This is a genomic window from Planococcus shenhongbingii, assembly GCF_030413635.1.
Taxonomy (GTDB): domain Bacteria; phylum Bacillota; class Bacilli; order Bacillales_A; family Planococcaceae; genus Planococcus; species Planococcus shenhongbingii.
Window position 1 is genome coordinate 1,035,546 of sequence record NZ_CP129235.1, and the last position, 25,448, is coordinate 1,060,993.

At 45.1% G+C, this 25,448-nt stretch carries 22 protein-coding genes; 21 read left to right on the forward strand and 1 reads right to left on the reverse strand.

The genetic code is table 11. From position 1 onward, the window contains the following. Positions 1-5: 5 nt before the first annotated feature. From purM to QWY16_RS05155, 17 genes are all read left to right on the forward strand, one after another. Entirely contained in the window at positions 6-1,067 is a 1,062-nt protein-coding gene (gene purM / locus QWY16_RS05075) for a phosphoribosylformylglycinamidine cyclo-ligase (protein ID WP_300991833.1), read from the forward strand. After that, positions 1,057-1,629 (forward strand): phosphoribosylglycinamide formyltransferase, encoded by a 573-nt coding sequence (gene purN, locus QWY16_RS05080; RefSeq protein WP_300991835.1) that lies wholly within the window; start codon positions 1,057-1,059, stop codon positions 1,627-1,629. The genes purM and purN overlap by 11 nt, the downstream gene beginning before the upstream one ends. 33 nt (positions 1,630-1,662) lie before the next feature. Beyond that, complete coding sequence (gene purH / locus QWY16_RS05085; RefSeq protein ID WP_300991837.1) at positions 1,663-3,198, forward strand: bifunctional phosphoribosylaminoimidazolecarboxamide formyltransferase/IMP cyclohydrolase; 1,536 nt, start codon at positions 1,663-1,665, stop codon at positions 3,196-3,198. Positions 3,199-3,213: 15 nt separating this feature from the next. After that, positions 3,214-4,464 (forward strand): phosphoribosylamine--glycine ligase, encoded by a 1,251-nt coding sequence (gene purD / locus QWY16_RS05090; protein WP_300993297.1) that lies wholly within the window; start codon positions 3,214-3,216, stop codon positions 4,462-4,464. 216 nt (positions 4,465-4,680) lie between these two features. Then, positions 4,681-5,271, forward strand: a complete 591-nt coding sequence (locus QWY16_RS05095) for an N-acetyltransferase (protein ID WP_300991839.1) — start codon at positions 4,681-4,683, stop codon at positions 5,269-5,271. Between the two features lie 758 nt (positions 5,272-6,029). Continuing rightward, entirely contained in the window at positions 6,030-7,760 is a 1,731-nt protein-coding gene (locus QWY16_RS05100) for an adenine deaminase C-terminal domain-containing protein (protein ID WP_300991840.1), read from the forward strand. A gap of 186 nt (positions 7,761-7,946) precedes the next feature. Next, positions 7,947-8,267 (forward strand): YerC/YecD family TrpR-related protein, encoded by a 321-nt coding sequence (locus tag QWY16_RS05105; RefSeq protein WP_300991841.1) that lies wholly within the window; start codon positions 7,947-7,949, stop codon positions 8,265-8,267. 171 nt (positions 8,268-8,438) lie between these two features. After that, complete coding sequence (gene pcrB / locus QWY16_RS05110; protein WP_436837166.1) at positions 8,439-9,146, forward strand: heptaprenylglyceryl phosphate synthase; 708 nt, start codon at positions 8,439-8,441, stop codon at positions 9,144-9,146. Between the two features lie 31 nt (positions 9,147-9,177). After that, positions 9,178-11,391: a DNA helicase PcrA gene (gene pcrA, locus QWY16_RS05115; protein WP_300991842.1), complete on the forward strand. Its 2,214-nt coding sequence runs from the start codon at positions 9,178-9,180 to the stop codon at positions 11,389-11,391. A 15-nt stretch (positions 11,392-11,406) separates the two neighbouring features. Continuing rightward, complete coding sequence (gene ligA / locus QWY16_RS05120) at positions 11,407-13,413, forward strand: NAD-dependent DNA ligase LigA (RefSeq protein WP_300991844.1); 2,007 nt, start codon at positions 11,407-11,409, stop codon at positions 13,411-13,413. Between the two features lie 12 nt (positions 13,414-13,425). Then, the gene (locus QWY16_RS05125) at positions 13,426-14,556 is read left to right on the forward strand and encodes a CamS family sex pheromone protein (protein WP_300991846.1); all 1,131 of its coding nucleotides are present in this window, start codon (positions 13,426-13,428) and stop codon (positions 14,554-14,556) included. Between the two features lie 101 nt (positions 14,557-14,657). Next, positions 14,658-14,948: an Asp-tRNA(Asn)/Glu-tRNA(Gln) amidotransferase subunit GatC gene (gene gatC, locus QWY16_RS05130; RefSeq protein ID WP_300991848.1), complete on the forward strand. Its 291-nt coding sequence runs from the start codon at positions 14,658-14,660 to the stop codon at positions 14,946-14,948. An 18-nt stretch (positions 14,949-14,966) separates the two neighbouring features. Further along, a complete protein-coding gene (gene gatA / locus QWY16_RS05135) occupies positions 14,967-16,436 on the forward strand; it encodes an Asp-tRNA(Asn)/Glu-tRNA(Gln) amidotransferase subunit GatA (protein WP_300991850.1) in 1,470 nt (489 codons plus the stop codon). Continuing rightward, positions 16,433-17,863, forward strand: a complete 1,431-nt coding sequence (gene gatB, locus QWY16_RS05140; protein WP_300991852.1) for an Asp-tRNA(Asn)/Glu-tRNA(Gln) amidotransferase subunit GatB — start codon at positions 16,433-16,435, stop codon at positions 17,861-17,863. The genes gatA and gatB overlap by 4 nt, the downstream gene beginning before the upstream one ends. A gap of 225 nt (positions 17,864-18,088) precedes the next feature. Continuing rightward, positions 18,089-18,649, forward strand: a complete 561-nt coding sequence (locus QWY16_RS05145; protein WP_300991853.1) for a thioredoxin family protein — start codon at positions 18,089-18,091, stop codon at positions 18,647-18,649. A 103-nt stretch (positions 18,650-18,752) separates the two neighbouring features. Then, positions 18,753-19,664 (forward strand): diacylglycerol kinase, encoded by a 912-nt coding sequence (locus tag QWY16_RS05150; protein WP_300991854.1) that lies wholly within the window; start codon positions 18,753-18,755, stop codon positions 19,662-19,664. A gap of 90 nt (positions 19,665-19,754) precedes the next feature. Beyond that, positions 19,755-20,402 (forward strand): metallophosphoesterase, encoded by a 648-nt coding sequence (locus tag QWY16_RS05155; protein ID WP_300991855.1) that lies wholly within the window; start codon positions 19,755-19,757, stop codon positions 20,400-20,402. A 153-nt stretch (positions 20,403-20,555) separates the two neighbouring features. On the opposite strand, the gene QWY16_RS05160 is transcribed toward QWY16_RS05155, so the two are convergent. Then, on the reverse strand, positions 20,556-20,987 hold the full coding sequence (locus tag QWY16_RS05160) for an NUDIX hydrolase (RefSeq protein WP_300991856.1): 432 nt from the start codon (positions 20,985-20,987) through the stop codon (positions 20,556-20,558). A gap of 211 nt (positions 20,988-21,198) precedes the next feature. Here QWY16_RS05160 and QWY16_RS05165 point away from each other — a divergent pair, with 211 nt between their 5' ends. The 4 genes from QWY16_RS05165 to rlmD all read left to right on the forward strand — a co-directional run bounded on the left by QWY16_RS05165 (position 21,199) and on the right by rlmD (position 25,327). Next, complete coding sequence (locus QWY16_RS05165; RefSeq protein WP_300991857.1) at positions 21,199-22,548, forward strand: cytochrome ubiquinol oxidase subunit I; 1,350 nt, start codon at positions 21,199-21,201, stop codon at positions 22,546-22,548. Continuing rightward, the gene (locus QWY16_RS05170; RefSeq protein WP_300991858.1) at positions 22,545-23,573 is read left to right on the forward strand and encodes a cytochrome d ubiquinol oxidase subunit II; all 1,029 of its coding nucleotides are present in this window, start codon (positions 22,545-22,547) and stop codon (positions 23,571-23,573) included. The genes QWY16_RS05165 and QWY16_RS05170 overlap by 4 nt, the downstream gene beginning before the upstream one ends. A gap of 12 nt (positions 23,574-23,585) precedes the next feature. Further along, a complete protein-coding gene (cydS, locus tag QWY16_RS19410) occupies positions 23,586-23,696 on the forward strand; it encodes a cytochrome bd oxidase small subunit CydS family protein (RefSeq protein WP_436837167.1) in 111 nt (36 codons plus the stop codon). Between the two features lie 266 nt (positions 23,697-23,962). Next, complete coding sequence (gene rlmD, locus QWY16_RS05175; RefSeq protein WP_300991859.1) at positions 23,963-25,327, forward strand: 23S rRNA (uracil(1939)-C(5))-methyltransferase RlmD; 1,365 nt, start codon at positions 23,963-23,965, stop codon at positions 25,325-25,327. The last annotated feature ends 121 nt before the right edge of the window (positions 25,328-25,448 follow it).

The window sequence follows — 25,448 nt, forward strand, 5'->3', positions numbered from 1 at the left end:
CCGGTGTGTCAAAAGCATATGAAAAGGCAGGCGTAAACATCGAAGCAGGCTATGAAGCGGTAACCCGCATGAAATCCCATGTGGAACGGACTGCGCGCAAAGGAATGCTGGGTGCATTCGGCGGCTTCGGCGGCATGTTCGATTTATCCGAGCTGAATTTGAAAGAACCGGTTCTTGTTTCTGGAACTGATGGTGTAGGCACGAAACTGAAATTGGCATTTATGGCGGACCGCCACGATACAATTGGCATCGATTGTGTGGCTATGTGTGTGAATGACATCGTGGCACAAGGTGCAGAACCGCTGTTTTTCCTCGACTATATAGCAGTCGGCAAAGCAGTGCCGGAAAAAATCGAACAGATTGTTAAAGGCGTGGCGGACGGCTGCGTTCAAGCCGGTGCAGCTTTGATCGGCGGGGAAACTGCAGAAATGCCTGGACTTTATGATGAAGAAGAATACGATATTGCAGGATTTGCAGTGGGTGCGGCAGAAAAATCCAAGATTGTCACCGGCGAAAAGATTCAAGCGGGTGATGTTTTGATCGGGCTTGCTTCAAGTGGAATCCATTCCAATGGCTATTCTCTTGTCCGCAACATTGTTTTCGATCAGCACCATTACCAGCTGGATCAACTCGTAGAAGGATTCGAAGATCTCGGGCCGATTGGCAATGAATTGCTGACGCCGACCAAAATCTACGCAAAGACAGTGGCAGCTATTGCTAAAGATACTGAAATCCATGGAATGGCTCATGTCACCGGCGGTGGATTTATCGAGAACTTGCCCCGCATGATGCCGGAAGGTCTAGGCGCTGAAGTTGAACTTGGCAGCTGGCCTGTATTGCGTATTTTTGAAATGCTTCAGGAAAAAGGTTCGTTGACAGACCGCGATATCTTCTCAGTTTTCAATGCGGGGATCGGCTTTGTGCTTGCCGTAGCACCAAAGGATGCTGAACAGGTTTTAACATCTGCAGAGGCAAGCGGTGAACAGGCTTATGTAATTGGCCAAGTTTCTGGCAAATCCGGCGTGCAATTCAAAGGTGAACAGGACGGAACGCTCGATGAACAATAAACCAAAAATTGCCGTTTTCGCTTCTGGAAACGGCTCTAATTTTCAAGCGATTGCCGATGCGATTCAAACAGGTGAGCTGGAGGCTGAATTGCTGCTTGTAGTGACAGACCGTCCGAAAGCTTTTGTAGTGGAACGCGCGAAGAAAGCAGGAATCGCTTCTTTTGCTTTTATTCCAACTGAATACGATTCTAAACAAACATATGAAAAGATGCTGAAAGAGAAGTTGAAAAGCCATGGAGTGGAATGGATTATTCTGGCCGGCTATATGCGGTTGATTGGTCCGGTGCTTCTTGAAGCATTTGAAAACCGGATTATCAATATCCATCCATCTGCTTTGCCGGCTTTCCCAGGAAAAGATGCGATTGGCCAAACGATGGCTTCCGGGGCTAACAGAGCAGGCGTCACGGTGCATTTTGTGGATGCCGGAATGGATACCGGGAAAATTATCGCCCAACAAACCTTCTCCATAAACGGCCGCAATCAAGAAGCCGTTGAAAAAGAAATACATGCGATTGAACACCGGTTATATCCGTCAACTTTACAGCAATTATTCAACCGGTAATGTTACCGGTTTTACTTTTTAGGAGGACTCCAAGTGAAAAAAAGAGCATTACTTAGCGTATCGGACAAATCAGGAATTTTGGAATTCGCACAGGAATTGGACAAAATGGGCTATGAAATTTTGTCGACAGGCGGTACTAAACGTTTTTTGGAAGAAAACGGCGTTAACATAACGGCTGTTGATGAAGTAACAAAATTCCCGGAAATTCTGGGCGGACGTGTGAAAACTCTTCATCCTTTAATCCACGGCGGACTTCTTGCTAAACATGATGACAGCCAGCATCAAACTGAAATGGCGGAAAACGGCATTGCTCCGATTGAGGTTGTCTGTGTAAACCTATACCCATTCCGCGAAACGATTATTAAACCGGATGTCACAGTGGATGATGCCATTGAAAACATTGATATCGGCGGCCCGACGATGCTCCGCTCTGCTGCGAAAAACCATGCATATGTGACGGTTATTGTCGACTCCAAGGACTACGCGGTTGTGATCAGTGAATTGCGTGCTCAAAGCTCTACTACTCCAGAAACAAGACGCCGTTTGGCAGCGAAAGTTTTCCGTCATACTGCAGCATATGATTCGTATATCTCGAACTACCTGACAGAATTGACTGGCGAAGAATATCCGGAAGGGCTTACCCTTACATATGAACTGGAACAGCCGCTCCGGTATGGCGAGAACCCGCATCAGAAAGCCGCATTCTACCGCAGCCCTCTTGGATCGGATTTCTCGATTGCGAATACAAAACAAGTACATGGCAAGGAATTGTCTTATAACAACATCCAAGATGCGAATGCTGCTCTTCAGATCATCAAAGAATTCAAAATGCCTGCTGCTGTTGCGGTGAAGCATATGAACCCTTGTGGGGTTGGAACAGGAGAAACGATCTCCGGTGCATTTGCTAAAGCTTATGAAGCTGACTCTACTTCGATTTTTGGCGGTATTATTGCTTTGAACCGGGAAGTGGAGGCTGAAACGGCAACTCAATTAGCCGGCATCTTCCTTGAAATTATTATTGCACCAGCGTTCTCAGAAGAAGCGCTGGAAATATTGACGCAGAAGAAAAATATCCGCTTATTGACGATTCCTTTCGATGGTACGAAACAAGATAAATGGAATACAGTCTCTGTAGAAGGCGGATTGCTTGTGCAGCAGCCTGACACTTTCAGTTATAAAGATGCAGAAATTCAAGTGCCAACCGACCGCCAACCAACTGAAGCAGAACTTGAAGCCTTGAAACTTGGGTGGAGCGTTGTAAAACATGTGAAATCCAATGCCATCGTTGTTTGTGACTCGGATATGACATTAGGAATTGGCGCTGGCCAGATGAACCGCGTGGGTTCTGCAAAAATCGCTTTGGAACAAGCTGGCAATCGTGCCAAAGGAGCAATCATGGCTTCTGATGCATTTTTCCCGATGTCTGATACGGTTGAAGCCGCTGCAAAAGCCGGAATCAAAGCAATTATCCAGCCGGGCGGTTCGAAAAAAGACCAGGATTCAATCGATATGGCCAATGCACATGGTATTGCTATGGTCTTCACAGGCGTTCGCCATTTCAAACACTAAGTGAGGTGCAATTTGATGAAAGTAATGGTCATTGGAAGAGGCGGAAGAGAACATGCTATCGTACGCCAATTTGCACGTTCAGCTTCGATTGAAAAGATTTATGCAGCTCCAGGCAACGATGGAATGGCAGATGATGCTGAAATCACAGCAATCGATGAAATGAATTTTCAGGCGCTTGCAGATTTTGCCGAACAACAGCGTATTGATTTTACATTTGTTGGTCCTGAGCAGCCACTCGCTGCCGGAATTGTCGACTTTTTTGAAGAACGTGGACTGCGGATTTTCGGGCCTTCGAAAGCGGCAGCTCAAATTGAAGGCAGCAAAGCTTTTGCCAAGGAATTGATGGAAAAGTATAGCATTCCGACAGCAGCTTACGAGACGTTTACGGAAACAAAACCTGCAACTGATTTTATTCGTAAGCACGGGGCTCCTATTGTCATTAAAGCGGATGGTTTGGCCGCGGGCAAAGGAGTGGTCGTAGCCATGACCGAAGAAGAAGCAATCTCAGCGGTCCATGATATGCTGGAAGACCAAAAATTTGGAGATTCCGGTTCACGGGTTGTCATTGAAGAATTTTTGGAAGGCGAAGAATTTTCATATATGTCATTTGTTCAAGACGGACAGATTTATCCAATGGTCGTTTCGCAAGACCATAAGCGTGCGTATGATGGAGACCGAGGGCCCAATACCGGGGGAATGGGTGCGTATTCGCCAGTCCCTCAAATCCCTGCCGCAGCTGTAGAGGAGACTTTTACGAAAATCGTCGTTCCAGCAGTTGAGGGAATGGCAGCAGAAGGAACGCCTTTTAATGGCATTTTGTATGCGGGCGTTATTTTAACAAGCACCGGCCCGAAAGTAATTGAATTTAATGCACGTTTTGGCGATCCTGAAACACAAGTTGTCTTGCCGCGCATGAAATCTGATTTCGGTGCTTTTATCGATAGCCTATTAAAAAATAAACCGTTTGATCTTGAATGGGATGACCAAGCTGTACTAGGCGTGGTCGTGGCTGCAGAAGGATATCCGGAAGCTGTCGTAAAAGGGCAAGCCTTGCCGGATCTTGGCAAGCTAGAAAATGTTGAAGTCACTCATGCTGGAACGAAGCAAGCTGGTAAAGGATATGCCGGAAACGGCGGACGTGTTCTTTCAGTATCAGCCACTGGTGAGAATCTTGAAGATGCGCAGCGGCAAGTGTATGAACAACTGGGCAAACTGAAATGGACCGGTTTCTTCTTCCGTTCTGACATCGGATGGCGTGCAAAATAATTTTCTATGTGCTATAATAAAAAAATAGGAAATGGCGTAGATTTCGAAAGAAATACGCCATTTTTTGTTTTCTCCCTAAGACAAAGGGGTATATGATTCAAGTTGAAGATTTCAAATACCCGTCGATTACACCTCTATGTACACTCCAGAACGGTATAACAGCAAACTTCAGTAGCCATACAAAAAAGATTTGCAAAAACGAAAGGGGCACCTTTAATGAATTGGTACGAAAAATTAAATCAGTATTTCCCAGTAGAAGAAATGAAATCAAAAGAACATATGGATACTTTGCTGAAAGAAAAAGGCAATGTTTACCGTAAAGACGAAGGTCCATACCATGTATTGATGTACGCAGAGTTTGATAACTTTTCTTTTGTTGATTATTTATTTGTTTCAAAAGAATCGCGGGGCATGGGTCTCGGAAAAAAATCACTGCAAATGCTGAAAGACAAAAACAAGCCGATTATCCTTGAAGTGGAACCGGTAAATTATGAAGATACAGATACTGAAAAACGCCTCCGCTTTTATGCTCGTGAAGGATTCGAGCATGCGTCATCGATCGGCTATTGCCGCCGGTCGCTTGCAACTGGCGAAGAAAACTCAATGGAGATCTTGTATTGGGCTCCAAACGGGGAAACTGAAGAAGAAATTTTTGAAGCAATGAAGAAAATGTATAAAGACATTCATACGTATAAAGACGTCCATTTTTATGGAGAATCTTATGATTCGGTTTCAAAGGTTTTGACTTTTGAAGAAGAAACCAAAGAAGATGTATTGGAACCTTTCACGAATACAATTTCAAATTAAAACAAAGTCCACGCGGCAAGCGTGGACTTTTTCATGCTGTAGAGAAACCCTCGATAGCCTTTTCTCATTTCGCTCCAGGTGGGACGCTTTCCGCGGACATGGCTTCAGTCTCCTCGTCGCTTCGCTCCTGTGGGGCCTTCAGCTCATGTTATTTCCGCAGGAAGCGAAGCGTGCAAAAGCACTTTTGCATGGTTCGTTTGCGACGAAGCTAGCGCAGCGATGCAGGAGCACATGTTTGCCCTTCGCCCACCTTCCGCTGCATTCAGCTCTCTTTTGTCACCTTTAGAGACTCTCTAAAAGTGTCACTGTTTGAGTAAGCTTTCTTTTATTGTTTCCTGCTCTCCAGATATGGAGCCAACCGGCGGAGAAAACCGTACTGCTCCTGCAGCGTTACACGCTTCGTCGCAAAGACTTAGCCTCGCAGGCTTCGGCTAATGTCTTGCCTGCGGGGCAGCGCAGCGACGAAGCGGCTTGGCGCTCGCCCGCGGCTGAAAACATATGCTCTTGCAGCGCTGCGCGCTTCGTCGCAAAGACTTGGCCTCACAATCCTCGGCCAATGTCTTCGCAGCTGGTTGGCGGAATATCGGTTAAGGGATAACACTAATATAAATTTTATCTTGCTCAACAAGCTGAAAGCGTGGACTTTTTGTGTCTGAATTTAATCTGAATGTTCTTATATTTGGAAGTCCTCTCTGTATTTTCATACAATGTTATGCTACGATATTAAGTAGAGAAATAGAGAGAGAAGGTGCCGGCACATGGTAAACCCGATATGGAGAAATACAGAAATCAGAGAACAAATGAAGATTATTACTAAAGAAGCATCGCCGGATCTTGTTCTGACGAATGCCACTTATTTACATGGGATCTTTAAAAAATGGGTAACAGGTAATATTTGGATCAAGGGAGACCGCATTGTATACGCTGGACAAGAGATGCCGAAAATTGGCGCTGCCACTGAAGTAGCAGATATGGAAGGTAAATTCATCGTTCCAGGATACATAGAACCGCACGTTCATCCATACCAGCTTTACAACCCGCAAACTTTTGCTGATTATGCAGCTCAAGGCGGAACCACGACGTTCTTATCCGATAATCTGACTTTGTTTTTAGCATTGGAAAACGAGAAAGCGTTTTCATTGCTGGACAAACTGGCAGAGCTGCCTTTTAATTTTTATTGGTGGACCCGTTTTGACTCGCAGACGGAGTTGAGTAATGAGGACGGTTTATTTACTTCCAAAGCGGTTGGCGAATGGCTGGACCGTCCGGATGTCCTGCTCGGCGGAGAATTGACAGGCTGGCCTAAACTGATGGCAGGCGATGACCAGATGCTGTACTGGATTCAGAAAGCGAAATTGGGTCTAAAGAAAATCGAAGGCCATTTTCCTGGCGCGTCCGAAAAGACTTTGGCGCGCATGAGATTGCTTGGAGCCGATGGCGATCACGAAGCAATGACCGTCGAGGAAGTGGAAATGCGCTTGCTGCACGGCTATGGCGTAACGCTCCGGCATTCATCCATCCGTCCTGATTTACCGGAATTGCTAAAGGGAATTGTTGAACGTGAGTTGAATGTGTTTGATAAATTGATGATGACCACTGACGGTTCAACTCCTGGTTTCCATAAAGATGGTGTTATGGACTTATGCATCAAGATTGCGCTGGAGGCGGGGGTACCGCCGATCGACGCTTATATGATGGCATCTTATAACGTTGCCCGTTATTACAACGTTACGAATCTTCATGGACTAATCGCAACGGGCAGAATAGCCAACTTAAATATATTGGACGATATTGCAAATCCGGTCCCTTCCGGAGTAATATCAAAAGGTGTTTGGCTGAAAAGAAACGGAGAAAAAGTGTATACGCTTCCGGATATCGACTGGTCGGTAATGCCTGAACTCAATATGGAGTTTGAATTGACCGAAGACGACTTCCAATTCTCGATGCCTTTCGGACTTGAAATGGTGAATGATGTTATTACCAAACCATATTCGGTCAGTGTTGATACTCATGACGGCAATTTATCGAAAGATCATGAGGAAAGTTTCCTGATGCTAATTGATAGACATGGCAAATGGCGGGTAAATACGTTGATCAAAGGTTTTGCATCGGGCGTCAGCGGGTTTGCTTCTTCTTATACAAATACGGGCGATGTCATTTTAATCGGCAAAAACCGCAGAGATATGTGGGCCGCTTTTGAAGAACTGAAACGCATTAAAGGCGGCATCGTCTTGATGGAAGATGGCACAAACGTTTGCACGCTGCCGCTGCCAATCGGCGGAGGCATGTCTGATTTGCCGATGGAGCAGTTGATTGTTCAGGAAGCGGCATTAAAAGAAGCGTTGGCGTCACGAGGGTATAAACATGGAGATGCAGTTTACACATTGCTCTTTTTACAGGCGACCCATCTTCCATATGTACGAATTACTCAAAAAGGAATATACGATGTAATGAATAAAAAAATCCTGTTCCCAGCATTTATGCGCTAAGGCAAGCCGTTTCAGCTTATGGATAGCCGTATTATTTCTGTCTCTTTGCTGAAAGTGCTAAACTAATGGAACAGGCTTCTAAATTTATTGTCTTAAAAGGCATGGAGAAGCAAGCTTCTTCATGCCTTTTACATAGAAAGACATGGCTTAGTAAAGAGGAACAAAAGGAAAGGACGGTGAAGCTGCATGCAGGTAGATAAAATCCGGGGGCCTCAAACAGACCAATTAATCGAAGCGATATTGGCGTTGAAAGACAAAGAAGAAGCTTATCGTTTTTTTGATGATCTTTGCACCATCAGTGAAATCCAGTCGCTGTCCCAGCGTTTGGAAGTAGCCCATATGCTGAGAATGAAAAAAACATATGAAAAAATAAAAAATGAAACTGGTGCGAGTACAGCTACCATTTCCCGAGTGCGTCGCTGCCTACATTACGGCAACGATGGCTATGATGAAATGCTGGGCAGGCTGTATCCTGACGAAAAACCGTTTCAACTGCCAAAAGAATGAATAAATGAGTTGGCACAGATTACTTTGGGCCAACTCCTGGACAGCAGCAGAGATATTACTCCACGCTGATTTTAAAAAGAGGGCTAACCAATAAGTCGGAAACTAGACTTATTGGTTAGCCTCATTTTTTTGTTATAATGAATTGATGAAAAATGAACCAAGGTTAGGTGGATGATTGTGGACTTTCAAACATGGCGACATGTGTTTAAATTGGATCCGGCAAAACCCATTGCAGATGAACAGTTGGAACGAATTTGCGAATCTGGGACCGATGCCATCTTGATTGGCGGGAGCGATAATGTCACACTCGACAATGTCCTTGATTTAATGGCGCGGGTGCGCCGCTACACGGTACCGGTGGTGCTGGAAGTATCCACGGTAGAATCGGTTACGCCGGGGTTTGATTATTATTTCATTCCAACTGTGCTGAACAGCGACAATCCATTATGGATTAAAGGCCTTCACCACGAAGCAATCCGTGAGTATGGAGATATAATGGACTGGGAAGAACTGATTCCTGAAGGTTATTGTATTTTAAATCCCGATTGCAAAGCGGCAGAACTGACCGGTGCCAATACAGCATTGTCATTGGAAGACGTGGTGGCATATGCAAGAATGGCTGAACATTTTTTCCGTTTGCCGATTTTTTATATGGAATATAGCGGAACGTATGGAGATGCCGCATGGGTCAGCAAAATACGAGAAGTTCTTGATCATACCCGGTTATTTTACGGCGGGGGAATCGATTCAGCAGAAAAAGCAAAAGAAATGGCCGGAATTGCCGATACGGTAGTGATTGGCAATATTATATATGAAGATATGGAAAAAGCGATTTCGACCGTCCAGGCGGTTGCGGAAATGACTAAAGAATCGCTATAATGAAAAGAACAGATGTTCGAGGTGGTGCACAATGGAAATGATAACAAAGAATTTACTAAAAGGGATGAATCCCGAGCAAGAACGGGCAGTTAAAGCGACTGACGGCCCATTGCTGATCATGGCAGGCGCCGGTTCAGGCAAAACACGTGTGCTGACACATCGAATCGCTTATTTAGTGCTGGAAAAAGAAGTTTATCCTTCTAATATTTTGGCTATTACGTTTACGAATAAAGCAGCGCGAGAAATGCGCAACCGAATTGATGGATTACTTGGGCATGGCACAGGGGAACGTATGTGGGTATCGACGTTCCACTCGATGTGCGTCCGTATTTTGCGCCGTGACATTGACCGGCTGGGCTTTTCAAAGAGTTTTTCGATTCTGGATACAACAGACCAGCTGACCGTTATTAAAAATGTCTTGAAACAGCTTGATTTGGATCCGAAAAAGTATGAACCGCGGACCATGCTGAACGCTATTTCTTCATCGAAGAACGAGTGCATCAGCGCAACAGAGTTCGCGGCGAATATGAATCCACATAATCCATATGAAAAAACAGTGGCAGATGTTTACGCTGCATACGAGAAAAGGCTGAAAAAAAATCAATCGCTCGATTTTGATGATTTGATTATGACAACATTGATTTTATTCAATACAGTGCCTGAAGTGCTGGAATATTACCAAAACAAATTTCACTACATCCATGTAGATGAATATCAGGATACCAATAATGCGCAGTACCAGCTTGTTCAAAAGCTTGCGAGCAAATTTAAAAACATTTGCGTCGTCGGAGATTCGGACCAGTCGATTTACCGCTGGCGCGGCGCGGATATCACAAATATCCTATCGTTTGAAAAAGATTATCCGAACGCCAAAGTCATTATGCTGGAGCAGAATTACCGTTCGACAAAACGGATTCTGCAGGCTGCAAATGATGTTATCAAGAAAAACACCAGCCGCTATCCGAAAGAATTGCGCACTGATAATGCGGATGGCCCGGCCATCACTTTGCATAAAGCTGGAGATGAACGCCAAGAAGCACAATACGTCGTGCAGACGATCCAGAAATTAATGCAGGAAGAAGGCTATAAAACCTCAGATTTCGCGATTCTTTACCGGACGAATGCCCAGTCGCGGGTATTAGAGGAAATGTTCGTCAAATCGAATATGCCGTATACGATTGTGGGCGGGACCAAGTTCTATGACCGAAAAGAGATCAAGGACCTGCTTGCTTATTTGCGGTTGATTGCCAATAACGATGACGATTTGTCGCTGGCCCGTGTCATCAATGAACCGAAACGCGGCATTGGCGCCACTTCGTTTGAGCGCATGGCCCGTTTTGCGATTGAACAGGACCGAACCATTATGGATGCACTGCAAGAAGTCGATTTCATGGGGCTGACGCCGAAAACGGCGCAGACAGCTCTCGAGTTCCGCACGATGATTGACGGTTTTACGCAGATGCAGGAATATCTATCGGTAACAGAGCTGGTTGAGGAAGTCCTGAAGAAATCAGGCTACAAGCATATGCTGCAAATCGACAAAACAATTGAAGGGGAAAGCCGTTTGGAAAACTTGAACGAATTCTTGTCAGTTACCCAGGCATTTGAAAAGCAAAGTGATGATAAGTCACTGGTAGCTTTCTTGACGGATTTAGCTTTGATTTCTGACATAGATGCAGTCGATGATGAAGAAGATGCAGATGGCCCTATCATTTTAATGACGATGCATGCTGCAAAAGGGCTTGAATTCCCTGTGGTCTTTATCATTGGACTCGAGGAAAATGTTTTCCCGCATTCCCGTTCCAACAACGATGATGATGAATTGGAAGAAGAACGCCGTTTGGCTTATGTCGGCATCACTAGGGCAGAACAGCGCTTGTATTTGACGCATGCATCTTCCCGTACTTTGTTCGGAAAGAGCAATTACAATATGCCTTCCCGTTTCATCAATGAAATTTCGGAAGATCTGATTGAACAGACAACACCGGTTCACCGGGCTGGTGGCGCAACAAGCTATAAGCAAGTTCAGAAACGGGCAGCGGTCAGCCGTCCTGCTTATCAATCTTCTGGCGGAGACAAACTTGGGTGGAAACCGGGAGACCGGGCGAAACATAAAAAATGGGGAACTGGCACAGTGGTCAGTGTTAAAGGGGACGGCGAACAAACTGAACTTGATATTGCTTTCCCAAGCCCCGTAGGCATTAAACGGCTGTTGGCAAAATTTGCGCCAATCGAAAAAGAATAATCGGGAGGAAACCAAATGGACCGCATACAAGCAGAGCAACGCGTTAATGAATTAAATGAACTACTTCGGGGATACGGCCATGCTTATTACGTGCTGGACAAACCGGCAGTTCCTGACTCTGTCTACGATCAATTGCTGAACGAATTAATTGAACTCGAGACCTTGTATCCCGATTTGATTTTTCCCGATTCTCCTACTCAACGGGTTGGAGGCACGCCAATTACGAATTTTGATAAAGTGACGCATACATTGCCGATGCTCAGTTTGTCGAACGTTTTTAATGAAGAGGATATAAGGGAATTTGATAAGCGCGTTCGAAACGGCGCCGGCGACAATATTGAATACGTCTGTGAGCTTAAGATAGACGGGCTCGCTGTGTCTCTGATATATGAAAATGGCCAATTTGTCCGTGGAGCGACTCGCGGGGATGGCCGGGTTGGAGAAGACATTACCGTTAACTTGCGTACAGTCCGAACGATCCCGTTGAAACTTCGAAAATCTGTTTCATTGGAAGTGCGCGGAGAAGTGTTTATGCCGAAAAGATCGTTTCATAATTTGAATGCCGAGCGAGGCGGACGGGGCGAAGAATTATTCGCAAATCCAAGGAATGCTGCGGCCGGCTCATTGCGCCAGCTGGATCCCAAAATTACCGCAAGCCGGAATTTGGATGTTTTTATTTACGGCATTGGCGGTGACGCCGAGTCGCATGGCTTAAATGAACATGAAGAAACGCTTCAATTCATCGAAGCACTTGGCTTTAAAACGAATAACGAACGCCAAGTGTGCAAAAGTGTAGAAGAAGTGCTGGCGTATATTGAAAAATGGACCGAGCAACGTTCAAATCTATCCTACGAAATTGACGGCATTGTCATCAAAGTAAACCGCTACCTTCAGCAGCAGGAACTGGGCTTTACGGCAAAAAGCCCGAAATGGGCAACGGCCTACAAGTTCCCTGCAGAAGAAGTGATGACTACGGTACGGGATATTGAACTCAGTGTCGGCCGAACTGGCGTAGTCACACCGACGGCAATTCTTGAACCGGTATCGGTAGCGGGCACGACTGTCCAGCGTGCTTCCTTGCATAATGAGGATTTGATCCGGGAAAAAGATATCCGCATCGGTGATAAAGTCATTATCCGAAAAGCAGGCGACATCATTCCAGAGGTAGTTTCTGCACTTATTGAGCAGCGTACAGGAAGTGAACTTCCTTTTGAAATGCCGGAAAACTGTCCGGCATGCGGCAGTGAATTGATCCGCATTGAAGGGGAAGTGGCATTGCGCTGCGTCAACCCGCAATGCCCGGCACAGATTACGGAAGGGCTGATCCACTTTGTGTCGCGCAATGCCATGAATATCGATGGGCTTGGCGAAAAAGTGATTGAGCAGCTGTACCGTGAAGGACTGATTGCTGACATCTCGGATATTTATAAATTAACGAAAGAACAGTTATTGAATCTTGAACGAATGGGAGAGAAATCAGCTTCCAACTTGATTGCAGCAATCGATGCCTCACGCAGCAATTCAATGGAGCGGCTGCTGTTCGGCCTTGGAATCCGCCATGTTGGAGAAAGAGGGGCACGCATTTTATCCGAGCATTTCGGTTCCATGGAAAAGTTGATGGCTGCCACTTTTGAAGAATTAGTCGGAATCCACGAAATTGGCGAGAAAATGGCGGATTCAGTCGTTTCCTATTTTGAGACGGAAGAAGTTCAACAATTGATGAAACGTTTGGCAGAGACAAACGTCAATTTAACATACACCGGTTCACGCATCCGTGTTGAAGAGGGAGCAAATGCCTTTGCCGGCAAAAAAATCGTTTTGACCGGAAAACTCGAAAAATTGACGCGGGGAGAAGCCCAAGCACAGATTGAAGCGCTTGGCGGCAAAGTATCCGGCAGCGTCAGCAAAAAGACAGACTTGGTCATTGCGGGCGAAGAAGCGGGCTCGAAACTAGTGAAAGCGATAGAACTCAAGGTGGACGTTTGGAACGAAGAACGTCTCATTGAAGAATTGAGCAAATGAGGAGATCTATAGATGAAACGCATATGGTGGATCCCGGTTGGCATATTGTTGCTTGCGGGATGTGTGCCTTCTGTATCGGATGACACAGAAGTGCTTAAGACGGAAGAAGAAGAAGCAGAGACGGCAATCATCCCGAGCATTCAACTTGATGACCGGTATTACCGGACCTTGCTTCCTTATAAACAAAGTGCTACCCGAGGAAAAATTGTCAACCGGTTAAATTCACATTATGACATTAAAGAAGCTGAAAACGGGCTTCTGCGTTTGTCGCAGCATCAGTTTTCTCCGGATGATTATTATTTCCAGGAAGGCCAAAAAATAACGGATGAAGACGCTACTGCCTGGCTCAGCCGAAAAAGCGAAGACAATCCTTTAGGGCTGAATCCTGCCGATCCGCGTACTGAAGCCCAGAAAAAAGCGGGAGACCGTCCGCCGGCAGAAATTCTTGCCCATATAGTCGAACAGAATTACCTGGTGAAAACCAATGAAGAGACGATTCGGCTAGGCGGAGTTTCTGTCGGCCTGGCTTTGAATTCCACCTATTACAATTCGGTCAATGATATTCCCTATGAAGAAGCGATTCCTCAAGCGCACATCGAAAAAGAAGGAATCCGCCTGGCTAATGAAATCGTTAAGCGTCTTCGTGAAAAAGAAGGAATGGCAAAAATTCCGATTACGGTAGGTCTTTACAAGCAGAATAGCCGCGGTGCTATCGCGCCTGGCACGTATTTCTCTTACGGAGTAGCTCCTGGAGGGCAAAATGCAGTCGTCAATTGGACGGCTATCAATGAGGAGTATGTAATTTTTCCAACGTCAGGCTCAGAAGAAAAATACCGTGAAGTCGATACAACGTTCCGAAATTTTAAAATGGATGTAGAAGAGTATTTTTCAAATTTCACCAGTGTTATTGGAACCGGTTTTTATCAAGAAAACCAATTGCGGAAAATACAAATTGATATTCCAGTACAATTTTATGGAGCAGCTGAGTTGATTGGCTTTAGCCAATATTTGACGGGTCTTGTCCTCGAGCATTTCCCTAAAAACATCGAAGTGGAAGTTAATGTCTCTTCGACAAATGGACCTGAAGCACTCATTCTAAGAAAAGCTGATCAAAAGGAACCAAATGTTCATATTTATGATTAATTTGTTCAAGAATGGGGATAGCCAGACGGCTGTCCCTATTCATTTTTTTAGAAAAATGGTATGATATAGCGTATGTTTACTGAATCCGGAGGTGTAGAAATATGGCGAAAATAACAAAAGACGAAGTAATTGAAGTGGCACATTTGGCACGATTAGCTATTACTGATGAAGAAGCGGTGCATTTTGCGGATCAATTGGAAGCAATTACGAATGCAATGGAATTGCTGAACGAATTGGACACGGAAAATGTCGAGCCGACAACACATGTGCTGGAAATGGTTAATGTCTTGCGCGAAGATAAGGCAGCACCTGGATTAGACCGGGAATTGGTTTTGAAAAACGTTAAAGAGCATGAAGCTGGACAGATTAAAGTTCCAACTATCTTAGATTGATCACAAGGAGGGAAAAAGATGTCATTAGCAGATAAGACTGCAGCGGAGCTGCAGAAATTGATACATACAAAAGAATTGACCATTGCTGAAATGGCGGAAAAAGCGTTCGACCGCATCGAAGAATTGGATTCGAAAGTTGACGCTTTTCTAGCACTTGATAAAGAAGGCGCAATGGAACAAGCGGCAAAATTGGAAGAAACGCCAATTGCTGAACGCGGTCCGCTTTTTGGATTGCCTATCGGCATTAAAGACAATATCGTGACTGAAGGGATTGAAACAACGGCTTCGAGCCGTATCCTCACAGGCTTCAATCCTATCTACAACGCAACCGTTGTCGAAAAAGTGAAAGCTGCAGGAATGGTTATCGTCGGCAAGTTGAACATGGACGAATTTGCGATGGGATCTTCAAACGAGAATTCCTATTACAAAAACACGAAAAACCCATGGAACCTTGAAACAGTCCCAGGTGGATCTTCAGGCGGTTCAGCGGCTGCTGTAGCAGCAGGAGAAGTACCGTTTACGCTTGGATCAGATACTGGCGGATCGATTCGCCAACCAGCTGCATTTTGCGGAGTGGTGGGCATGAAGCCGACATACGGACGGGTTTCCCGTTTTGGTTTGATTGCTTATGCTTCATCATTAGACCAAGTAGGGCCTATCACACGGACAGTTAAAGACAACGCTTTGCTTTTGAACACGATTGCCGGACATGACGAAAAAGATTCAACTTCTGCAAACGTTGAAGTGCCTGATTTTGCTGCTGCATTGACAGGCGATATCAAAGGCCTTCGCATCGGTGTGCCAAAAGAATATTTCGCAGAAGGCGTGGGAGAAGCTGCAAAACAGGCAGTTCGCGATGCATTGAAAGTACTTGAAGAAAAAGGCGCGACTTGGGAAGAGATTTCTTTGCCGCATTCTAAATATGCACTTGCTACGTATTACTTGATCGCTTCTTCGGAAGCTTCTTCCAACCTGTCACGCTTCGACGGCATCCGTTACGGTTACCGTACAGAAAAAGCGGGCAATTTGCTTGAGTTCTACATGAATACCCGATCAGAAGGGTTTGGCGATGAAGTGAAACGCCGCATTATGCTTGGGACCTATGCACTCAGCTCAGGCTATTACGATGCCTATTACAAAAAAGCACAAAAAGTGCGCACGCTGATCAAACAGGATTTCGATAAAGCGTTTGAAAAATACGACGTTATCATTGGGCCGACGACTCCAACACCGGCTTTCAAAATCGGTGAGAAAATTGATGACCCACTGACAATGTATGCGAACGATATTTTGACGATCCCTGTTAACTTGGCAGGCGTTCCTGCAATTTCAATCCCTTGCGGATTTGAAAATGGATTGCCGCTTGGTTTGCAAATCATCGGAAAATATTTTGATGAAGAAACAGTTTACCGCGTTGCGGATGTTTTTGAACAAGCAACCGATTTCCATAAAAAAACTCCTCAAGTTTGGGAGGGAGCTGCACAATGAATTTTGAAACGATAATCGGCCTCGAAGTACACGTCGAGCTAAAAACAGAATCTAAAATGTTCTCACCAGCACCGGCCCATTTCGGTGCAGAACCGAATACCAATACGAATGTCATTGACCTGGCGTATCCAGGAGTATTGCCTGTAGTAAACAAACGGGCAGTGGATTGGGCAATGAAAGCCGCTTTGGCGTTAAACTGCCAAATCAACCGCCACACGAAATTCGACCGTAAAAACTATTTTTACCCAGATAACCCGAAAGCCTATCAAATTTCTCAGTTTGATGAGCCAATCGGCGAACATGGCTGGGTTGAAATCGAAGTCAAAGGCGAGAAAAAACGCATCGGCATTACGCGTCTCCATATGGAAGAAGATGCTGGGAAACTGACTCATACAGGCAACGGCCATTCATTGGTAGACTTAAACCGCCAAGGCACACCGCTGATTGAAATCGTTTCAGAACCGGATATGCGTACACCGGAAGAAGCTTATGCATTCCTGGAAAAAGTCAAAGCGATTATCCAGTACACAGGAGTTTCCGATGTTCGCATGGAAGAAGGATCACTTCGCTGTGATGCGAATATTTCGTTGCGCCCTTACGGACAAGAGCAATTCGGCACCAAAACGGAATTGAAGAACTTGAACTCATTCAACTTTGTCCGTCGAGGGATTGAGCACGAACAAATCCGCCAAGAACAAGTATTGTTGTCAGGCGGCATCATCGGACAGGAAACTCGCCGCTATGATGAATCAACTGGAAAAACAATCCTGATGCGTGTCAAAGAAGGATCAGACGATTACCGTTACTTCCCGGAACCCGACCTTGTGGATATCATTATCGACGATGCTTGGCTTGAACGCGTACGTGCCGAAATTCCGGAACTTCCGGATGCCCGTAAAGCGCGCTACGTTTCTGAACTTGGCATGTCTGAATACGATGCTATGGTATTGACATTGGCGAAGCCGATTTCGGATTTCTTTGAAGCGACTGTAGCTGCCGGAGCAGATGCGAAACTCGCTTCGAACTGGCTGATGGGTGAAGTATCTGCTTACCTGAATGCCGAACAAAAAGAGTTGAGTGATACAAAATTGTCTCCAGAAGGATTGGCTGGCATGATCAAGCTGATTTCAGATGGCACCATTTCATCTAAAATTGCTAAAAAAGTCTTTAAAGAATTGATTGAAAAAGGCGGAGACGCCAATGACATCGTCAAAGCGAAAGGCCTTGTCCAAATTTCAGACGAAGGCACTTTGCGTGAACTGGTGACAAACTCATTGGATAATAATCCTCAATCGATTGAAGACTTTAAAAACGGTAAAGATCGTGCAATCGGATTCTTAGTAGGGCAAATCATGAAAGCAACGAAAGGGCAGGCGAATCCGCCATTGCTCAATAAAATCTTGCTTGAAGAAATTGCAAAACGGTAATATAGCAGATGGCCCTTCTAGGGCCATCTTTTTAATGTCTACATATTAATGTGCTAAAGGCTAAAATAGGTTGAAGCTTCCACTTACTACAAGTAAACTAAGGATAAAGAGAAACTTCACCTGAACCACTGAACCGTGTGAAGTTGACTCATTTGAGTTTTCGCTGCCCGGAAGAAGGGTAATCTACTGGGTATGAAAGCAGGATAAAGGAGAAGTGATCTTACTATGTCAACGGAACAGCAGTATTTTGAAAATGCTATCACTTTAGATAGCTATATGGCTCAAATGGAGTCAAATCAGGAAAAATCCTATTCAATCTATGAAAAATTCGAACTTCCGGAAGATCCGGAGTTTATCCATCTATTAAAAGAAAAACAGCCCCATGTATTGGTCATTACAGAAGACTGGTGCGGAGATGCGATGATGAATAATGCCATTTTACGCAAGATGGCGGAAGCGGCAGGAGTACAAGTGCGATGTGTATACCGCGATCAAAATCTGGAATTGATGGACCAGTATTTGACGAATGGAGGCCGGTCCATCCCAAAATACATTATTCTTTCCAAAGAAGGCGAAGTACTGGGGGACTGGGGGCCGCGCGCACCGAAAGTCCAGGAATTCGTAACTGAAAAAAGATCCATACTTCCTGAAAAAGATGACCCTCAGCATGACTTGCATTTGAAAACGGTCATCGGTGAAATTTCAGATGGCTTTGCATGGAACAGTGATTTTTGGCAGGCAGTCTATGAAGACTTGCGCAAGACTTTTATTGAAGTACTGAAGTAAGAAGTGGAAAGGCCGGCAATATGTCGGCTTTTTTATTGAAAGCAACTTCTGCCCGATTAAAAGAGTCTTATTCTATAGAACGTTGAGAAAGGCTGAATATGGTATGAAACGAGCACGAATCATTTACAATCCGACTTCCGGACGAGAATTGTTCCGCAAGCATTTACCGGAAGTGCTTGAAAAAATGGAGAAAGCAGGATATGAAACATCCTGCCATGCCACCACTGGTGAAGGCGACGCCACAGTAGCAGCATCCCTTGCAGTAAATAGAAAATTTGACTTGATTGTGGCTGTTGGCGGAGACGGGACATTGAACGAAGTGGTTGCAGGAGTCTCCCAATTTGAAGACCGGCCGAAAATCGGTTTGATTCCTATGGGGACGACAAATGATTTTGCCCGTGCCGTTCACATCCCACGGGACATTAATAAAGCTGTTGATATCATCATTCAAGGCGATTCTATACCGGTTGATGTCGGCATGATGAATGACCGTTATTTTATCAATATAGCCGGAGGCGGCAGACTGACCGAATTGACGTATGAAGTCCCGAGCAAACTGAAGACAGTGCTTGGCCAGCTGGCTTATTACTTAAAAGGCATCGAGATGCTGCCGTCTATCCGTGCTTCAAACGTCCGAATCGAATATGATGGCCAAGTTTTTGATGACAAGGCAATGATGTTTTTAATTGGATTGACAAATTCCGTTGGCGGTTTTGAAAAATTGGCTCCTGATGCCAGCATCAATGACGGAAAATTCACTTTGCTGATTTTGAAAGAATTGAACATGGCAGAGTTTATTCGCGTAGCTTCCTTGGCGCTGCGTGGAGAACATTTATCAGATCCACATGTGATTTATGCAAAAGCCAGCAAGATCTCAGTTTCTTCTGATGAACGGGTGCTGTTAAACCTTGATGGTGAATTTGGAGGCTTATTGCCCGCAAAGTTTGAAAACCTAGGCCGCCATATCGAAGTTTTAGTTCCGCTTTCTTCAATTGTTGAAAGAGACCGGAAATAAGAGTAAATTTGTATAAACGAAAAGACCAGATCGGGTTGCGGTTTGGTCTTTTGTCATCTTTACCTTTACTTTATCAAAGGGGGCTAGCAGATGAACTATTTTGTGATTGGCGATGTGCATGGCTGCTATTACACGTTCAGCAATATGATTAACCGCTATTGGGATAAAGAAAATGAGGTAATGGTGCAAGTAGGAGATTTAATAGACAGAGGAAAGAATTCGCCTCAAATGGTTGGGCTGGCCAGGCAATTAAGCAGAGAATTGCCAGAGCAGGCCAATTTCCTGAAAGGCAATCATGAGCTTGAGATGGAGGAACATGTTTTCCGCGGGCCCAATCCGAATTGGCTATGGCAGGGCGGTGCTGATACGCTTGCCCAGTATAAAAATTCAAATCGGGATTTTAAGTCTGATATGGAATGGCTGAGCCGATTGCCACTATTCTTTGAAACCGAGCATTTGTTCATAAGCCATGCAGGAATATCCATGCAAGCAGAAAACCCTTATATAGAAGATGATATGTACGGCATTCTCTGGAACCGCAGCCCTTTAAAAAATATTGGCAAGCTGCAGATCATTGGTCATACGCCACGCGAAAAACCGCTGTATGACAGCAAGAGCCATGCTTGGAATATCGACACAGGTGCTGTTTACGCCCGATATTTGACCGGAGTGAAAGTTAAGCCAGACGGAGAAATTATTGAATTTTTAAAAGAAGAAACAGATGCCCGAGATATTTAAGTGAACGACAGGAGTTCTTTAAGCAGCATCTTTAGCATTTGATGCCCAAAAAATGCAGACAAGCTCGGAATATTCGAGTGTCTGCAAGGAAACACATGGATTTCCAGCCATGTGTTTTTTTAGCGTTTAGCTTTTAATGCACTCTAGCTTTGACTATTCCATAAGTTCAAGTGCAGCATCTTGGTCGGCCGCCAGTTTCGGGCAGTTATTCACCGGTTCCCAGTGGAATAGGAAGGTCCGGCCATTGTCTTGGCCATCGCTGACGATAGTATGTTCCCAGGAATCTACAGGTTCCCCCGTATATTCAAAATGAAAGATATTCCGTTCATATACTTTATCTTGATGTTCAGGGTAGTAATTGTATTTATGGACCTTGCCTACAAATTCCAGAACCACACGCGGCAAGCCTGTTTCTTCATGTACTTCCCGGTAAAGGGCATCAATCAGCATTTCCCCTTCTTCGATTGTTCCTCCCGGCACTTGCAGTCCTGCTTCTGGTTCTCCTTTATGTTGAAAGACCAGCAACTCCCTTTGGTTTTCCACGCCTCTAGTGATATAAGCGTAGACTTTCCGGCTTGTTTTCATGTTTTCCCATCCTTTGTTTTTGTTCCAAATAGAATACTAAACTTCCGGTAATATTTCAAATATTGAAACTTTTGCTGTCACAAGTTATTCAAAGCTGCGCATTTGTTGGGGTTTTACAGTGGTTAAAAACTTAAAAAAAAAGAGCGATAAGGTACAATAGGGGTGTAGAGTTGAGTATCAGAATTAATGCGATTTTGAAAGGAGAAAAAAAATGGGATTTGAAGATACAGCGTTACTAAGCCGGATTTTGACTTTAATGACGCTTTCATTCCATATTATTTATGCAACAATTGGCGTCGGCGTTCCGCTCATGATCATGATTGCCCAATGGGTAGGGATTAAGAAGAAAGATGATCATTATATTCTTTTGGCAAGACGATGGGCAAGAGGGTTTGTTATTACGGTTGCGGTCGGTGTAGTAACCGGTACAGCTATCGGTCTGCAATTGTCGTTATTATGGCCGAATTTCATGCAAATGGCCGGTAATGTCATTGCGTTGCCGTTATTTATGGAAGTTTTCGCGTTTTTCTTTGAAGCAATTTTCCTTGGAATTTATTTATACACATGGGACCGGTTTGAAGATCAGCGCAAACACTTTTTGCTGCTGATTCCAGTAGCTCTCGGAGCGGCTGCATCTTCGGTGTTCATCACTATTGTGAATGCTTTTATGAACTCACCGCAAGGTTTTGAAGTATTGAATGGTGAATTGGTCAATGTTAGTCCATTGCTTGCGATGCTAAGTCCGGCAATGCCGACAAAAGTAGCACATGTTATGTCAACGGCCTTTATGACTTCGGCATTTTTACTGGCGTCTATCGCCGCTTTCCGGATGATTCGCGGGTCAAATCATATTTACCACAAAAAAGCGCTATTCTTAACCATGAAGTTAGGATTAGTATTTTCAATCGCGACAGCGCTTATCGGAGATTTCTCTGGTAAATACTTAGCTGAATACCAGCCGGAAAAATTGGCGGCTGCAGAATGGCATTTTGAAACGGAAGAAGGGGCAGACCTTATCCTGTTCGGCATTTTGGATGGGGAAGATGTGAAATACGAAATAAGAGTTCCGTATGCCTTAAGTATTCTTGCTCACAGTCTGCCTAACGCGGAAGTTATTGGATTGGAAGAATTTCCAAAAGATGAAATTCCGCCGCTGTGGATCCATTACCTCTTTGATATTATGGTAACAATCGGCATGTGGCTGGCGTTCTTCTCCTTTGTTTATGTCGTGGCTGCATGGCGCGGCTGGTCGTTTATCAAAGCGAAATGGTTCCGTTGGCTGATCGTGGCTGGTGGACCGCTGGCACTTATTGCAATCGAAGCCGGCTGGTGGTTTACAGAAGTCGGACGCCAACCGTGGATTTTGCGGGGCTATATGAAAACCGCTGATGCCGCGACAACGAGTGGTCAAGTCGACTTGATGATTATCTTGTTCGCAGGACTGTACTTTATTCTTGGAGTCGGGACTATCGTGGTCCTGTCACGGATGTATAAACGCAATCCGGTCGAAAAAGAACTAGCTGACCGAGAAGCACAACAAAAAGGCGGTGAACAAGGATGACGCTTGAAATCATCGGAATATCGGTTTTATGGCTATTCTTGTTCTTGTATGTCATTGTGGCATCGATTGATTTTGGTGCCGGATTCTTCAATGCCTACAGCGCTTTTACCAACAAACAGCATATTTTAACGAATATTATCCAGCGCTATCTGTCGCCGGTATGGGAAGTCACAAATGTCTTTTTTGTTTTCTTCTTTGTCGGCATCGTCGGATTCTTTCCGCAGACCGCCTTTTATTACGGCACAGCCTTGCTGGTGCCAGCGAGCATAGCGCTCGTATTGCTGGCCATTCGCGGCTCTTATTACGCCTTTGCAACATACGGGGCAAAAATCAATCATAGAGGTTATATCTATATGTATGGATTGTCCGGGCTGCTGCTTCCAGCATCTCTGTCGCCGGTATTCGCCATGTCGCAAGGTGGCTTTATCAAAATGAATGGCGACACGCCGTATCTTGATTACTGGGCATTGTTCTCGAGCCCGTTGACCTGGAGTATCGTAGTATTAAGTTTGGCAGCAGTCCTTTACATTTCGGCTGTTTTCCTCACTTGGTATGCGGATAAAGCAGGCGACGCCAAAGCGACAAATTTGATGCGGAAATATGCGCTCATCTGGGCAGGGCCGGCAATCATTACAGCAACAGGCATTATTTTCGAGTTGCGCAGCCACAATACAGGGCATTTCGAAGCCCTTCTTGATTTATGGTGGGCATTCGGCATATCGTTCCTATTGTTCCTGGGAACCGTATACTTGATTTGGAAACGCCGGAATTACGGCTGGGCGTTCATTTTGCTCGTCGGCCAGTTCTTCACTGCGTTTTTCGCATACGGCATCTCGCATTTTCCGTATTTGCTGTATCCGTATTTAACGATCTACGACAGTTTCACGAATGAATCGATGGCGATTGCGCTGATCGTAGCATTCATAGCAGGGCTTGGCTTATTATTGCCTTCGCTTTACTTGCTGTTCCGCCTGTTCTTGTTTGATAAAGATTACGTTAAAGGGAAATCGGATTATCATGCGTAAGGAGGAAACAGAATGACGGATTTCTTAATATTTTATGCGCCGTTTTTAGTGTTATTTGGAGCTATTGGATTTGGCTTCTGGTTTTCACTGAAAGATGGACTCGCGACAAAAGAAGACAAATAATAGACGCGAGCAGGCTTAGGCCTGCCGCGTTTTTTTGTTGCCTTTAAAGTTTTACGATGCCACTGTTAAGCCTGTCGTGCCTGGTACAGGCGCTTCCGCTTTTCATGTCTAGCTGCAGTGACCAGATTCTCGGGTCATAAGCCACTCTGGCTGTGCGGCTGGAGACACGCCGCTTCGCCAAAGCGTCTTATGCCGGTCGAATCTAAACGGTCACTTTCGCCTTTCTTTTGTGATACAATATAGCAATGTGAAATGGAGTGAACGATTTGAAACCAGTACAAAAAAATGACCGATTGCTTGTTCATGTGGAGGATTTGACGCATGACGGAGCAGGCGTTGCCAAAGTCGACGGCTATCCGCTTTTCATCCACGGCGCTTTGCCGGGAGAAGATGTTCAGGTCCATGTCTTAAAAACTTTAAAGTCTTATGGCTTTGCAAAATTGATAGAAATCGAGCAGGCGTCGCCGTTTCGTGTAACGGCGCCTTGCCCAGTATTTGATACATGCGGCGGCTGCCAGATCCAGCATTTGTCTTACGAGGGCCAAATGACGTTCAAGCGGAAATTGGTCCGCGATGCAATTACGCGCATCGGAAAATTACCGGATGTGCCGGTCCATCCCGTTAAAGGAATGGAAAACCCTTGGCGTTACCGCAATAAATCACAGATTCCTTTCGGAACGGAAAATGGCCGCGTAGTTGCAGGCTTTTACCAGACACGCTCCCACGATATCGCTGACACCGATATCTGCCTCATCCAAACTCCGGAAGCGGATGCCATTATGACCGGCTTGAAAAACAGTCTTCATCAAATGGGCATTGAGCCATATGATGAAGAAAAGCACCGCGGCCTGCTTCGCCATGTTGTGGTTCGCAAAGGGCGCGCAACCGGTGAAATTATGGTCGTCCTCGTGACGAAGAAAAAGAAGTTTCCTCAAGCGGAGCGTGCTGTGGAACTGATCCGTTCGCTTGTCCCTGAAGTCGCATCCATCGTCCAGAACGTCAACAGTGAAAAGACCAACGTCATCTTTGGCAATGAAACAGTAACGCTATGGGGCAAAGATGTCATTGAAGACCGCATCGGCGATGTGCGTTTCGAAATTTCTGCCCGGTCGTTTTATCAAGTCAATCCGGAACAGACTGAAGTGTTGTACGGACAAGCTTTGGAATATGCACAATTAACAGGAGACGAAACCGTTATCGATGCTTACTGCGGCATCGGTACAATCTCGTTGTTTTTAGCGGAACGTGCAAAATTTGTGATGGGTGTTGAAATAGTGCCACAGGCCATTGAAGACGCCAAGCGCAATGCCGAGCTAAACGGCTTTTCAAATACTTTATTCGAAGCAGGACCTGCAGAACAAGTGATTCCGCGCTGGTATAAAGAAGGCAAGACAGCAGACGTTTTAATGGTCGATCCGCCGCGGAAAGGCTGTGATGAGCAGCTGCTGCAAACTATCCTGAAGCAGCGCCCAAGACGGGTAGTCTATGTTTCCTGCAACCCGGCAACGCTGGCTCGTGACTTACGCATTTTGGAAGATGGCGGCTACCGCACACAGGAAGTGCAGCCGGTCGATATGTTCCCACAGTCTACGCATTGTGAAGCGGTGGCTTGGCTGGAATTAGCTGAGTAGCCTGCTTTTAAGATATCCGTTAATATCTAATTTAATATGTGGTGAGATAAAAGTAGACTATTTAAAAGTACGGATTGTATTTTTAAATCATCTGCTTTTGTTTTCAAACGAAAGGATTTGT